This is a genomic window from Achromobacter spanius, assembly GCF_029637605.1.
Classification (GTDB): domain Bacteria; phylum Pseudomonadota; class Gammaproteobacteria; order Burkholderiales; family Burkholderiaceae_B; genus Achromobacter; species Achromobacter spanius_E.
Window position 1 is genome coordinate 932,012 of record NZ_CP121261.1, and the last position, 14,836, is coordinate 946,847.

5 protein-coding genes and 1 pseudogene are annotated in these 14,836 nt (G+C 66.4%); all 6 read left to right on the forward strand.

Features of this window, described 5'->3' with window-relative positions; translation table 11 throughout:
- Positions 1–24 precede the first annotated feature (24 nt).
- The 6 genes and pseudogenes from mobB (at position 25) to P8T11_RS04195 (ending at position 14,796) form a co-directional block, all read left to right on the forward strand.
- Positions 25–522 (forward strand): molybdopterin-guanine dinucleotide biosynthesis protein B, encoded by a 498-nt coding sequence (gene mobB / locus P8T11_RS04175; protein WP_268078131.1) that lies wholly within the window; start codon positions 25–27, stop codon positions 520–522.
- 550 nt (positions 523–1,072) lie between these two features.
- Positions 1,073–1,201: pseudogene (locus P8T11_RS29205) on the forward strand (ESPR domain-containing protein); the annotation flags it as partial.
- Between the two features lie 15 nt (positions 1,202–1,216).
- Positions 1,217–11,704: a hypothetical protein gene (locus tag P8T11_RS04180; RefSeq protein ID WP_268078130.1), complete on the forward strand. Its 10,488-nt coding sequence runs from the start codon at positions 1,217–1,219 to the stop codon at positions 11,702–11,704.
- A 120-nt stretch (positions 11,705–11,824) separates the two neighbouring features.
- Positions 11,825–12,286 (forward strand): DUF4019 domain-containing protein, encoded by a 462-nt coding sequence (locus tag P8T11_RS04185; protein WP_268078128.1) that lies wholly within the window; start codon positions 11,825–11,827, stop codon positions 12,284–12,286.
- Positions 12,287–12,415: 129 nt separating this feature from the next.
- Positions 12,416–13,780, forward strand: coding sequence for an MFS transporter (locus P8T11_RS04190; protein WP_268078127.1), 1,365 nt, complete (start codon positions 12,416–12,418; stop codon positions 13,778–13,780).
- On the forward strand, positions 13,777–14,796 hold the full coding sequence (locus tag P8T11_RS04195; protein WP_268078126.1) for a histone deacetylase family protein: 1,020 nt from the start codon (positions 13,777–13,779) through the stop codon (positions 14,794–14,796). Before P8T11_RS04190 ends, P8T11_RS04195 begins: the two co-directional genes overlap by 4 nt.
- Positions 14,797–14,836: the final 40 nt, after the last annotated feature.

Sequence of the window (14,836 nt, forward strand, 5' to 3'; positions counted from 1 at the left end):
ATGTCCCTAGCTATCGGAGCATGCATGAGCCTAGTTTTTGGTATCGCCGGCCGGTCTGGCAGCGGCAAGACAAGCCTGATCGAGGCCATGCTGCCGCTGCTCGCGGCGCGCGGCCTGCGCGTGAATGTCATCAAGCACAGCCACCACGATTTTCAGATGGAGCCGCCGGGCAAGGACAGCGCGCGCTTTCGGCTGGCGGGCGCGCAGGAAGTGATGGTGGCCTCGCCATTCCGCTACGCCATCGTGCACGAACTGCGCGGCGCGCCCGAGCCCACGCTGGAAGAACAGGTGGCACGGCTGTCGCCCGCCGACCTGGTGCTGGTGGAAGGCTTCAAGCATGCGGCGATTGCGCGCATCGAGGTGTACCGCCCGGCGCTGGGCAAGCCGCCGTTGCACGCGGAAGACGGCGGCTTTCTGGCGGTGGTGACGGATGCGCCGGTGGACACCGCCTTGCCTTGTCTGCCCTTGAATGATCCCGCGCGCGTGGTTGATTTTCTGTGTGATGCGCTTGGGCTGGCCTGAAAAAGCATGCGGCTTGGTAAACACGGCTTTTACTTCTATGCCGAATGACCGTGGCGTCATTTAATAATGACGTCGTTGAAATATCAGACTTAAGACGAAAACCGATACTAGTACGACAATAAAACCTCGGTTTTTACTTTTCATCTAAATAAGATCTTAAGCGCATCGCTTGCCGAATCCTTTTCGGTATCGCGTTGCGCCGTGCTGGAATATGTCTGCCGATCGCTTCGCCTTCCGGCCTTCCAGCGTTGCGCCACAACACTCTCCCGATTATCTCCGAGCCCTTGCGCCTGCATGCGCAAGGGCTCTTTCTGCCATGGGCGCGCAGAGGGCTTCACTGCAATTCAGTTTAGTTATCTGATTAATCAGATGATATTCATATTGGGTTTCATGGGATTGCGACAAAACACATTTCGGAATAATCGCATTCACTAGGATTCCTGACAGAAATGTCTGAATTCGATGGGAAAAAGTCCTCTGATTCTTACTAAATGGAATCAGCGTCGCGTTACTGCTTGCGGGTTGCAAAATTCGTCAATGGAGAGTGGCCGTGAATAAAATCTATAACCTCGTGTGGAGCCGGATTACCGGTGCGTGGGTAGCTGTGTCTGAATTGACGAAAACCCGCGGAAAATCCAATCGAGGCGCCCGGCAAGCCGCACTGCGCAGAGCCGGGGGCATTGCGGCACCATTGATGTTTGCCGCGGCATTGGGCGGCACGGCCTGGGCAGGCACCGCCATCCAGGGAATCATCATCAACCCCATCACCACCGGCGGTTTGACGCCGGCCTCGGTCGATGCAAACTCCATTGCCATTGGCGGTGGGTTCGGCGCCACGGCCACGAACGTCAGTGTGGCGATTGGCGATACCTCGGTTGCCACCGGCACCAACTCTGTCGCGGTGGGACGGCATGCCGTCGTGACCGGCAACAACGCCACGGGCGTGGGGTCGTCGTCAACGGCCAGCGGCATCGGCGCCACCGCGTTTGGCTCCAATGCCTCGGCAAGCGCCAACAACACGCTGGCGATGGGTGCATCGGCGTCCGCTTCCAACACCAGCGCCACGGCGGTGGGCCAGGGTGCTTCGGCGTCGGGCAACAGCTCGTCGGCGTTCGGCACGGGCGCGTCGGCACTGGGGGCCAGTTCCGTGGCCCTGGGCCAGAACTCAACGTCGGCCGGCAACAGCTCTATTGCTTTGGGCCAATTGTCCAGCACGTCCGCCGGCAACGCGGTGTCTATCGGCGTGTCGTCAACAGCGACGGCCACAGGGGCGGTAGCGGTGGGCTCTTCCGCCGAAGCGCGTGGAATCTCCGCGTTTGCGGGGGGTATCAATGCGCAGGCCCTGAACCAGAACTCGCTGGCCATTGGGTCCAGTGCCGTTGCCGGCGCCTTGGTGGGAGCACCCATCAACGACACGGCCTTGGGCAATAACGCGCTGGCCAGCGGTGGCAGTTCGCTGGCCGCGGGTAATGGCGCGCGTGCCACGGCCGCAGGCGCCGTCGGGCTGGGTGGCAACACCACCAGCGGCGCGTCGGCGGCGGCCATCAACGCCGTCGCGATAGGCGGGCAGTCGTCGGTGACGGCGGCGGCTACGTCTGGCATCGCGGTTGGGCGCGATGCGCGCGCTATCGGTGCGTTCGGCATTGCGGTGGGCGATGGGGCCAGATCCAACGCCACCGGTCAGAACGTGGCGATCGGTTCGTCGGGCACCGCTGCCAACGCCGCCACGGCAACGGGCGGCGCCGTGGCCATTGGACGGCAACAAACCGCCACGGGGGATGGCGCGGTGGCTATCGGCGACCCCAACATCGCCACCGGCACCGGCGCGGTTGCCGTGGGCGCCGACAACACCGCGACGGCGACGGGCGCCGTGGCGGTCGGCAATAACAACTCGGCGGTAACACCCGGGTCGGTGGCCGTGGGATCAGGCTCGCAGGCCAGCGGCGGCAACGGGGCGTTTGGGGCGGGCTTTTCGTCGAATGCAGCCGGCCGTGGCGCCGTCTCCATCGGCAACACCAACCCGGCGACGGGACAGGGCGCGGTCGCCATCGGCGACCTGAACACGGCATCCGGGCTGGCGTCCATCGCCATCGGCTCGGGCTCATTGGCGACATCGGGCAGCACCATCGCGTTGGGCTATCAGGCCGCCGCCACGGCGGGACAGGCGGTCGCCATCGGTTATCAAAGCGTCACCGGCGGCACTAACAGCGTCACGGTGGGCTATCAGAGTGCCGCCGCCGGATCGAACTCGGTGGCGATGGGGGCCAACGCCATCGCGTCGGGCACCTCGTCGGTCGCGATCGGCCGGGGGGCCATTGCCGAAGGGCTGGAAGACACCTTCATCGGCGTGGGGGCGGGCACGGGCACCACGGGAAGCCGGGGCCAGAACACGGCGATCGGCGCCTACGCCGGAACGCTGGCGACGGGCGAAGGCACGACCGCCATCGGCCAGGATGCAGGCCAGAGCGTGTCGGGGGACGACAACCTGGCGGCGGGTCGCGGGGCGGGCAGCAACGTCACGGTGGACCGTACCGTGGCGTTGGGATATCTGGCCAATACCAATATCGCGAACTCGGTGGCGCTGGGCAGCAATACGACGACCACGGCGGCGCTGTCCACTAGCACGGCCGGCATGACGTCGTATGGCAGCGCGACCATCAACGGCAACACCTATAACTTCGGCGGCGGCCAGGGCACGCCCACCGGCGTTGTCAGTGTCGGTGACACGGGCTCGGCACGCCGCATCCAGCGCGTGGCCACCGGCTTGCTCAGTTCGAACAGCACGGACGCGGTCAACGGCTCGCAGCTTTTCGCGGTGGCGCAGCAGGTGGCGGCGATTTCGCCTACCCCGACGAACTACTTCAACGCCAATTCCACCGTCACGGGGGTGGGCAGCAACACGCGCGCCAACTCCGGGGCCACGGGCACGGACGCCATCGCCATTGGCGGCAGCGCCAGCGCGGCGGGCCTGAATGCGACGGCGATCGGCCGGGCGGCCGCGGCATCGGGCGGGGGCTCCATCGCCTTGGGTGACGCGGCGCAAACCGCTGGCATCAATGCGGTTGCGCTGGGGGCGGGCGCCACCGCCGGCGTGCCTGGCGCAGTCGCGCTGGGCGCGGGCTCGGCAGGCGCAACCAACGTGGTGACCAGCGGTGTCGTGTCACCCAGCTCGGCGGGCCCCATCGCTGGTGTTGCGTTCAACAACACGGCCAACATGGCGACGGGCGCGATATCGGTTGGTACGCCCAGCGCCAAGCGCCAGATCAAGAACGTGGCTGACGGCTCGGATTCCAATGACGCCGTGACGGTGCGGCAGATGACAGCGGTGGCCAGCGCCGCGAACTCGGGCATGAACAACCTGGGCACCAGCGTCGCCACCAACCTGGGCGGCGGCGCAACCTACACCGCCGCCTCGGGCACCATTGGCACCCCCACGTACAGCGTGCAGGGCACGTCGTTCACCAACGTGGGCACGGCGCTGGGCGGTTTGGATACGGCGGTGACCGACCTGGTGACCGGCAAGATTGGCCCGTTTGTGTCGGACAACAGTGTGACGACAGTGCAGGCAGTGTCGTCGGGCGCGAGCGCGGCGGCGGGTGGTTTTGGCTCGTCGGCCACGGGGGCGGCGTCGACGGTGCTGGGTAACCAGTCCACCGACAACGCGGTGGCCAACTCCACGATCGTGGGACAAGGCGCGTCGGTGGTCGCGGGGCTTACGGGGTCCAATGTGGTGTTGGGCCAGGGCTCAAGCGCGGCGCTGGGCGCTCAGACGGGCTACACCGCATTCGGCCTGTCTGCGCCGCAGAACGCCAACGGGGAAGTCTCGGTGGGATCGGGGGCCATCCGCCGCCAGATCACCAACGTGGCGGCGGGCAGCGCGCCGACCGATGCCGTGAACGTGGGGCAATTGAGCGGCGCGGCGTCCAACCTGGGCGCCAGCATTGCCACCGGCCTGGGTGGCGGCTCAACTTATGACGGCGCCTCGGGCACGATCAGCACGCCATCGTATACCGTTCAAGGCACGGCCTACGACGATGTGGGCGCGGCGCTGAGCAGCGCGGATCAGGCCATCAGCAATCTGGTGGCAGGCGAGTCGGGCCCGTTCGTCTCGGACAACAGCGTCACCACGACGCAGGCCGTGGCTTCCGGCACGAACGCCAGCGCGGGCGGCTTTGGGGCGTCGGCCACGGGTGCCGCGTCCACCGTGGTGGGCAATCAGGCCGGGGACAACGGCGTCGCCAACTCGACCGTACTGGGGCAGGGTGCATCCATTGCAACAGGGATGTCCGGGTCCAACGTGGCTTTGGGCCAGGGCTCCGAGGCGGCCACGGGGTCGCAGACGGGCTACACGGCATTTGGTTTGACCATGCCGCAGAACTCGGGCGGCGAGGTGTCGGTGGGTTCGGCCGCCATCCGGCGCAAGATCACGAACGTGGCGGCCGGCATCGCGCCGACCGATGCCGCGAACGTGGGGCAGGTGAGCGGGGCGGCGTCCAACCTGGGCACCACCATGGCCTCCGGCCTGGGCGGCGGGGCCGTTTATGACGGCGCGGCAGGAACGATCAGCGCGCCCAGCTACACCATTCAAGGCATGGCGTACACGGATGTCGGCGCGGCATTTGGTGGCGCGGACTCCGCTATCAGCGGCCTGTTGGCGGGCGATGCCGGGCCCTTTGTATCGGATCACAGCGTCACCATGGCGCAAGCAGTGGCGTCCGGCGCCAACGCCAGTGCAGGCGGCTTTGGCGCCATCGCCACGGGTCCGGGCTCCACGGTGTACGGCAATCAGGCGAACGACAACGGCGTGGCCGGCTCGACCATATTGGGCCAGGGCGCGTTCGTGGACGCCAGCGTGACGGGTTCTAACGTGGTCTTGGGGCAGGACTCGTCGGCCGTGGTGGGCGCGCAGGGCGGCTACACCGCCTTCGGCTTGTCGGGCGCGCAGACGTCCATCGGCGAAGTATCGGTGGGCACCGCCGCCGGGCGGCGCCAGATCACCAACGTGGCGGCCGGCAGCGCGCCTACCGATGCCGTCAACGTGGCGCAACTGACGGGGGTTTCCGCTGCCGCCACGACAGGCCTGGGGACCCTGGGTTCCAGCATGGCGTCCAATCTGGGAGGCGGATCGACGTACGATCCGGTCGGCCAGACGGTGACGGCGCCAGCCTACGGTGTGCAAGGGGCGACGTATTCAAACGTCGCCGGAGCGATCAGTGGATTGGACTCGGCGGTCAGCAGCATCAGCAGCGGCGACACCGGCCCGTTCGTATCGGACAACAGCGTGACGGCGGCACAAGCCGTTGCGTCTGGTGCCAATGCGTCGGCGGGCGGCTTCGGGGCGTCGGCCACGGGCGCGGCGTCGACAGTTGTTGGCAATCAAGCCACTGACAACGGCGTTGCGGATTCGACGGTGCTTGGCCAAGGCGCAACCATCACGGCGGGCCTCACCGGTTCCAACGTGGCGCTGGGCCAAGGCTCGGTCGCTGTCGTGGGCGCTGAAACCGGCTACACCGCAATCGGGCTGTCGGCTGCGCAAAATTCCAGCGGCGAAGTGTCGCTGGGATCAACGGGCGCCGAACGCAAGATCACGAATCTTGCGGCCGGCAGCGCAGCCACCGATGCGGTCAACGTAGCCCAACTGACGGGTGTCGCTACTGCGGCTACCACGGGCCTGAGCTCCCTGGGTTCCAGCGTGGCGTCTAACCTGGGCGGCGGATCGGCGTTTGATCCCACGACTGGCGCGGTCACGGCACCAAGCTACGGTGTGCAAGGGGCGACGTATTCAAACGTCAGCGGCGCGATCAGCGGATTGGACTCGGCGGTAAGCAGCATCAGCAGCGGCGACACGGGTCCGTTCGTGTCCGATAGCGGCGTGACGGCGGTACAAGCTGTTGCGTCTGGTGCCAACGCGTCGGCGGGCGGCTTCGGCGCGTCGGCCACGGGTGCGGCGTCGACCGTCGTCGGTAACCAGGCATCGGATAACGGCGTTGCGGATTCGACGGTGCTCGGTCAGGGCGCGACGATCACGGCGGGCCTGACAGGTTCCAACGTGGCGTTGGGTCAAGGCTCGGTGGCGGCAGTCGGTACTGAAAGCGGCTACACCGCAATCGGATTGGCGGCTGCGCAAAATTCCAGCGGCGAAGTGTCGCTGGGGGCGGCGGGCGCCGAACGCAAGATCACGAATCTTGCCGCCGGCAGCGCGGCGACCGATGCGGTCAATGTTGGGCAACTGACGGGTGTCGCGGCTGCCGCAACAACTGGCCTGAGCACTTTGGGTTCCAGCGTGGCGTCCAATCTGGGCGGCGGATCGGCGTTTGATCCCACGACTGGCGCGGTCACGGCACCAAGCTACGGTGTGCAAGGGGCGACGTATTCAAACGTCAGCGGCGCGATCAACGGATTGGACTCAGCGGTAAGCAGCATCAGCAGCGGCGACACCGGTCCGTTTGTGTCCGATAACGGCGTAACCGCCGCGCAGGCGATCGCGTCCGGCGCGAATGCGTCGGCAGGCGGCTTCGGTGCGTCGGCGACGGGTGCGGCGTCGACGGTGGTTGGTAATCAAGCCACTGACAACAGCGTCGCAAATTCGACGGTGCTTGGCCAAGGTGCAACGATCACGGCGGGCCTGCCCGGTTCCAACGTGGCGTTGGGTCAAGGCTCGGTCGCGGCAGTCGGCTCTGAAACCGGCTACTCCGCAATCGGATTGGCGGCTGCACAAAATTCCGGCGGCGAAGTGTCGTTGGGATCGGCAGGCGCCGAACGCAAGATCACGAATCTTGCCGCAGGCAGCGCCGCAACCGATGCGGTCAACGTCGGCCAACTGGTGGGTATTTCCAATGCCGTAACAACGGGGCTGAGCACGTTGGGTTCCAGCGTGGCCACCAATCTGGGCGGCGGAGCGGCGTTCGATCCGGCGACCGGTACGGTCACTGCGCCGACGTACGGTGTGCAGGGAACGACCCACTCGAACCTCGGCAGCGCCATCGGCGGCCTGGATACCGCGGTCACCAGCATCAGCAGCGGCAAGTCCGGTCCGTTCGTGTCCGACAACAGCGTGACGACGGTGCAAGCCGTTGCGTCTGGCGCCGATGCGTCGGCAGGCGGCTTCGGTGCGTCGGCGACGGGGGCGGCGTCGACCGTCATTGGTAATCAAGCGACTGACAACGGTGTCGCTAACTCCACGGTGCTTGGCCAAGGCGCAACGATCACGGCGGGCCTGACGGGTTCTAACGTGGCGTTGGGTCAAGGCTCGGTCGCGGCAGTCGGTTCCGAAACCGGCTACACCGCAATCGGTCTGTCGGCGACTCAAAACTCCAGCGGCGAAGTGTCGCTGGGATCGGCGGGCGCCGAACGCAAGATCACGAATCTTGCCGCAGGCAGCGCCGCAAACGATGCGGTCAACGTCGGCCAACTGGCGGGTGTTGCCAATGCCGCAACAACCGGGCTGAGCACGTTGGGTATCAGCGTGGCGTCCAATCTGGGCGGCGGATCGGCGTTCGATCCGGCGACTGGCACGGTTACTGCGCCAAGCTACGGTGTGCAAGGCACGACCCATTCGAATCTGGGCAGCGCCATCGGCGGCCTGGATACGGCGGTGACCGGCCTTAGCACCGGTAAGACTGGCCCGTCCGTATCGGACAACAGCGTGACGACAATGCAAGCCGTTGCGTCTGGCGCGGATGCGTCGGCGGGCGGGTTCGGTGCGTCGGCGACGGGTGCTGCGTCGACTGTCATTGGTAACCAGGCAAGCGACAACGGCGTTGCCAATTCCACCGCACTGGGTCAAGGCGCAACGATCACGGCGGGCCTGACCGGTTCGAACGTAGCGTTGGGGCAAGGCTCGGTCGCGGCAGTCGGTTCCGAAACCGGCTACACCGCTTTCGGTCTGTCCGCGACTCAAAACTCCAGCGGCGAAGTGTCGCTGGGATCGGCAGGTGCCGAACGCAAGATCACGAATCTTGCCGCGGGCAGCGCAGCCACCGACGCGGTGAATGTCGCCCAATTGACCGGCGTCGCCAATGCCGCAACAACGGGCCTCGGCACCTTGGGTTCCAGCGTGGCATCCAATCTGGGTGGCGGAGCAGCATTTGATCCGTCGACCGGCACGGTTACGGCACCAAGCTACGGTGTGCAGGGAACCACCTACTCAAACCTCGGCAGCGCCATCGGTGGCCTGGATTCGGCGGTCAGCTCGATTGCCAGCGGCAAGGGCGGACCGTTCGTCTCGGACAACAGCGTCACCACCACGCAGGCGCTGGCGTCGGGCGCGGACAGCGCGGCCGGTGGTTTCGGGGCCTCGGCAACGGGCGCGGCATCGACCGCTGTCGGCAATCAAGCCACGGATAACGGCGTCGCCAACTCCACGGTGCTGGGCCAGGGCGCCACGATCACGGCGGGCCTGACGGGCTCAAGCGTGGCGTTGGGCCAGGGTTCCACCGCGACGCTGGGCGCGCAAAGCAACTACGCTGCCTTCGGCCTGTCCGCCACGCAAAGCTCGGCGGGTGAAGTGTCGCTGGGCACGGCGGGGGCCGAGCGCAAGATCACCAACGTGGCGGCTGGCAGCGGCGCGACTGATGCCGTGAACGTGGCGCAGTTGCAGGGTTCGGCGGCATTGCTGGGCGCCAGCGTGGCTGCCGGCCTGGGCGGAGGCTCGGCGTACGACCCGACCACGGGCCTGGTGTCCGGGCCCACCTATACCGTGAACGGCAACACGTACACCAGCCTGGGTACGGCGATTGTCGGGCTGGATACGGTGGTATCCCACATCAGCAGCGGCAAATCGGGGCCGTTCGTGGCGGACAGTACCGTGACGACCGCGCAGCCCCTGGCGGCGGGTGCGAATAGCGCGGCGGGTGGTTTCGGCGCGTCGGCCAGCGGCGCGGCGTCTGTGGTGTTGGGCAATCAAGCCACCGATAACGGCGTGGCGGATTCCACGGCGGTGGGCCAGGGTGCCAGGATCATGGCGGGGCTGACCGGCTCCAACGTGGCCTTGGGCCAGGGTTCGGTGGCCTCGGTTGGCGCGCAGACGGCGTATGTCGCCTTCGGCTTGGCGGGCACGGTGAACTCGGCCGGCGAAGTGTCGGTGGGGTCTGCCGGTGGTTTGCGCAAGCTGACCAACCTGGCGCCGGGCAGCGACCTGACGGACGCCGTCAACGTCCGCCAGTTGCAGCAGGTGAGCACGCGCCTGGGCGAGGTGGGGACGGACGCGCTGATGTGGGATCCCACGGCCAATGGCGGCGTGGGTGCGTACACGGCCGCGCACGGCAGCATCGGCGGCCCCAGCATCATCACCAGTGTGGCGCCGGGCGTGCTCAGCGCAAGCAGCTGGGATGCCGTGAACGGTGCGCAGCTGTTCGCCACCAACGAAGCGATGGCGCAGTTGGCCAGTACGGTGAACGGCTATACCGGTACGCTGGACCCGGTCGTCAATGGTCAGGGCTCGCGTTACGAGCGGACCAACGATACCGGGATGACACCCGGCAACGCGCACGCCAGAGGGCAGGGCGCGACTGCCATCGGCTACAACGCGCAGGCCGACGGCGCGGGCAGTGTGGCCTTGGGCCCCGACACGCACGTTACCGTGGATGGTGGCATCGCCATCGGGCAAGGCTCGGTCTCTGATCGCGCCACCGTGGTGCGCGCCGGCAAGCGCGCCGTGGCGCCGGGGGCGTTCTCGGTGGGCGCGCCGGGCATGGAGCGTCAGATCATCAACGTGGCCGATGGCACGCAGGCACAGGACGCGGTGACGGTGCGCCAGTTGCAAGGCGCCATCGCATCGGTCGCGGTGACGGGCACCCAGTACTTCCATGCGAACAGCTCCCGCGTGGATTCGCTGGGAGTGGGCACGGACGCAATCGCGGTCGGCCCGGAAACCGTGGTGAACGGTGACGCGGGCATCGGCATGGGACTGGCCGCGCAGGTGGACAGCACCGCCATCAACGGCATCGCCATCGGGTCATCCGCGCGATCGGCGTTGGATTCCGCGGTTGCCCTGGGCACGTCGGCGCTGGCCAGCGGCTCGCAATCCCTGGCGTTGGGCGCCTCGGCGAGCGCCGCGGGTGATCGTGCGGTGGCAATGGGGGCGACCGCCAGCGCCGCCAGCGCCAACGCCATGGCGCTGGGCTCGGGCGCGCAGGCCTTGCAAGCGGGAGACGTGGCGCTGGGCGCCGGAGCCATTGCCGACATGGGGGCCGCACCGGCCTATACCGGCAAGTACTCGGGCGTGTCCAACACCATCGCCGGCACGGTGTCGTTGGGTGCCGCTGGCGCCGAACGCACCGTCAGTAACGTTGCCGATGCGCAAAACGCCACCGATGCCGTGAACCTGCGGCAGTTGGACGGGGCGGTCGCGCAGGCCAACCTGTATACGGACCAGCAGATTGCCACGGTCAATAGCGGGTTGACCCAGGGCGGCAGCGGGATGTTCCAGGTCAACCAGGCCAGCCCGACACCCGCGCCCACGGCCACCGGCACCAACGCCACGGCAGGCGGCGCGGGCGCGGTGGCGTCGGCCAGCAACAGCACCGCCGTGGGTAACGCAGCCGAGTCGCGCGGCGACAACTCGGTGGCGCTGGGCGCGGGCAGTACAGATGGCGGCCGTGCGAACGTCGTGTCCGTCGGCGCGGCTGGCAAGGAACGGCAAGTGACCAACGTGGCGGCCGGCACGGCGCAGACGGACGCGGTCAACGTGCAGCAGTTGAACGCCGCCAAACAGGGCTCGGTGCAGTACGCCACCAAACCCGGTACCGACACGGTGGATTACAGCCGGGTCACGCTGGGCAACGGCGGCGCGCCGGTCACGCTGAGCAATGTGGCGGACGGGGTCGAGAACACCGACGCCGTCAACGTGCAGCAGCTCAACGCGGGCCTGGGCGGCGCGGTGCAGCAGTCCAACGCCTACACCGACGGCAAGTTCCAGAACCTGCGCAACGACATGGATCGCTATCGGCGCGACGCGTCTGGCGGCACGGCCACGGCGCTGGCGGTGGCGGGCCTGGCGCAAGCGTATCTGCCGGGCCGGGGCATGTTCTCGATCGCGGGCAGTACGTACGACGGCCAGCAAGGCTTCGCGATGGGCTTGTCGACCGTGTCGGGCAATGGCAAGTGGGTCTACAAGATGTCCGGTTCCACCAACACGCGCGGCACTTTCGGCGCGGTGATCGGGGCAGGCTACCAGTGGTAAGGGCGCGCCGGCCCGCAGGTTTGTGGCCTGCGGGCCGGCGCTGGTGCCCACGCAGTGATTTTCTCCGCAGTGCTTTTTTGCAGTGCTACTTGCAGTGCTACCTATACATAGCGAGGACTTATGCAACACACGACTCTTATCTCCCGCGGCGCGCGCGCCGGCCTCTTGTGCGGCGCCATGCTGTTTGCCGCGCCTGCCCTGGCGGACCCGTCGCTGGACAGCGCCGTGTCGGCGGCCAAGCAATGGGCGTCGATGTGGGATTCCGGTTCCACGGACAAGATGTGGGGCGCCAGCAGCGACATCATGAAACAGCGCATCGACAAGCAGGGCTGGTCGGACTATCTGGGCCAGGTACGCGCCGAGGTGGGCCGCAACGCCGGGCGCGAATGGTTGCAGGTGGTGCGCGTGTCGGACCCCGCGGACCTGCCGCGTGGGCAATATGTGAACGTGATTTTCAGCACGCAGTTCCGCAACATGCCGGCCACCGAGACCGTATCGATGGTGGCCAGCAAGAACCGCTGGGTGCCGATGGGATACGTGGTGCGCAAGGTGGCGCCGGACGGCCAGACCATCATGCAGTAAGCCTGACTAAGGGTTTTCCCCTCATTAGGCAAGGTAATCTGAAAGATAAGAAATAAGAATTTTTCTTATGGTGGGGCCGGGGCTATAACCACTGGCTGACTAGCCTCAACCACCTTAAGAGAGACAAGCATGAGGGGAAAACCCGCGACGGGGCACCAGCCGGTGCGTGCGTCCAGCGCAGCCTTCGTCGGCACCATGATCGAGTGGTACGACTTCTACATTTACGCCACCGCGGCCGCGCTGGTGTTCGGCAAGTTGTTCTTTCCGTCGGCCACGGGCTTTTACGGAACACTTGCCGCCTTCGGCACGTTTGCGGTGGGCTTTTTTGCGCGGCCCCTGGGCGGCGCGATATTCGGCCACATCGGCGACAAGATCGGCCGCAAGAAATCGCTGGTGATCACCTTGGTGATGATGGGCACCGTCACCGTGCTGATCGGCCTGCTGCCCACGCATGATTCCATTGGCGTCTGGGCGCCCGTGCTGTTGATTGTGCTGCGCCTCGTGCAAGGCATCGCGGTGGGTGGCGAATGGGGCGGGGCGGTGCTGATGGCGGGCGAACATTCGCCGGACAAAGCCAAGCGCACATTCTTTGCGTCCTTCGCGCAACTGGGCAGCCCGGCGGGTTTGATCCTGTCGATGCTGATGTTCAAGCTGGTGACGGGCCTGGACGACGAGGCCTTTCTGAGCTGGGGCTGGCGCGTGCCGTTCCTGTTTTCGGCCGTGTTGTTGGCGGTGGGTTTCGTGATCCGCCTGAGCGTCAACGAATCGCCCGACTTCGTGGCCGAGCAGGCGGCGCAAGCCACGCGCGCCAAATCGGCCACCGCGTCGCGGCCCCATAAGCCCGCCCATAAGCCCGCCCAGACCCCGCTGGCCCAGGTGCTGCGCGGCGCGCCGGGCTTGCTGGCGCTGGCGGTCGGCGCCAACGTGCTGGGCATTGCCGGCTTCTATTTCACCAATACCTTCATGATTGCCTACACCACGCAGTACGTGGGCCTGGACCGGTCGGTGATCCTGGACTGCCTGTTGCTCGTGTCCATCATGCAGTTTTTCATTACGCCGCTGTCGGCCTACATCGCCAGCCGCGTGGGCAACCTGCGCTTTCTGGGCGTCATGGCCTTCGTGTCGATCTTCACGCCCTACGCCATGTTCAACCTGGTCGACCAGGGCTCGCTTACCAGTATTACGCTGGGGGTCGGCGTGGCGGTACTCTTCATGGGCGCCTACTACGCGGTCATCGCGGGCTATGTCAGCGATAGTTTCCCGACCAGCATCCGCTACACCGGCATCTCGATGGCCTACCAGTTGTCGGGCGCCATCTTCGGCGGCCTGACGCCCTTGCTGGGCACGGTGCTGGCCGAGAATTTCAAGGGGCAGTGGTGGCCGTTGGCGCTGCTGTTCTCGGCGATTTCTTTGCTTTCCCTGGTTTCTGTTTTGCTGCTGGGCAATGTCGGCCAGCGCACCGAGCAATTTCACCTGAAGGATCAGCAAGCATGAAGGCTTTTTTTCACGACGAGCAGAAGCTGCATCATCCGCAGACCTATTTTTCACGCGGCAAGATGCGCACGCCACAGGAAGTGCCGGCGCGTCTGGATGGCTTGGTGCAGGCGGCCCGCAAGCTGGGCTTTGACGTGCAGGCGCCAGAAGACAAAGGCGCGGGCGCCATTTCGGCCGTGCACAGCCTGGATTACCTGCGCTTTCTGCAAAGCGCCCATGAAGACTGGATGAAGCTGCCGGGCGATTGGGGCGGCGAAGTGGTGTCGAACGTCTTCGTGCGCGAACCCAACGCCTTGCGCGGCGTGCTGGCCAAGGCGGGGCGTTATCTGGCCGACGGCAGTTGCCCGGTCGGCCCGCAAACCTGGCAATCGGCTTATTGGTCGGCGCAGTGCGCGGTGTCGGGCGCCGACGCCTTGCTGGCCGGCGATCAACACGCCTACGCCATCTGCCGCCCGCCCGGCCACCACGCGCGGCGCGACGCGGCCGGTGGGTTCTGCTACCTGAACAACGCCGCCATCGCCGCGCAGCGGCTCACGTCCAAGTTTCCGCGCGTGGCCATCCTGGACACCGACATGCACCACGGCCAGGGCATTCAGGAAATCTTCTACGAACGCAGCGACGTGCTTTACGTGTCGATCCACGGCGACCCCGAGAACTTCTACCCGGTGGTTGCCGGGTTCGAAGACGAGCGCGGCGCGGGCGAGGGCTACGGCTACAACATCAACCTGCCCATGCCGCATGGATCGCCTGAATCCGTGTTCTTTGACCGTCTGGCGCAAGCGCGCCGCGCCATTGAACTGTTCCAGCCCGATGCGCTGGTGCTGTCCCTGGGATTCGATATTTTCGAGAAGGACCCGCAAGCCATGGTCAGCGTGACCGAAGACGGTTTCGAGCGCCTGGGCCGCGAGGTGGGCGGCCTGCGCCTGCCGACGCTGATCGTGCAGGAAGGCGGCTACTATATCGACGGATTGGAATCCAACGCGTCGCGCTTCTTCGCGGGGCTGGCCGGCGTTTGAACCGTCGGGCATCGGCCGGGCCGGCGTGGATTCCACCCGG

What these genes read in the sequence shown, in the direction of transcription:
- mobB (WP_268078131.1), top strand. Translation starts at nt 25, where the DNA reads ATGAGCCTAGTTTTTGGTATCGCCGGCCGGTCTGGCAGCGGCAAGACA.
- P8T11_RS04190 (WP_268078127.1), top strand. Translation starts at nt 12,416, where the DNA reads ATGAGGGGAAAACCCGCGACGGGGCACCAGCCGGTGCGTGCGTCCAGC.
- P8T11_RS04180 (WP_268078130.1), top strand. Translation starts at nt 1,217, where the DNA reads ATGTTTGCCGCGGCATTGGGCGGCACGGCCTGGGCAGGCACCGCCATC.
- P8T11_RS04185 (WP_268078128.1), top strand. Translation starts at nt 11,825, where the DNA reads ATGCAACACACGACTCTTATCTCCCGCGGCGCGCGCGCCGGCCTCTTG.
- P8T11_RS04195 (WP_268078126.1), top strand. Translation starts at nt 13,777, where the DNA reads ATGAAGGCTTTTTTTCACGACGAGCAGAAGCTGCATCATCCGCAGACC.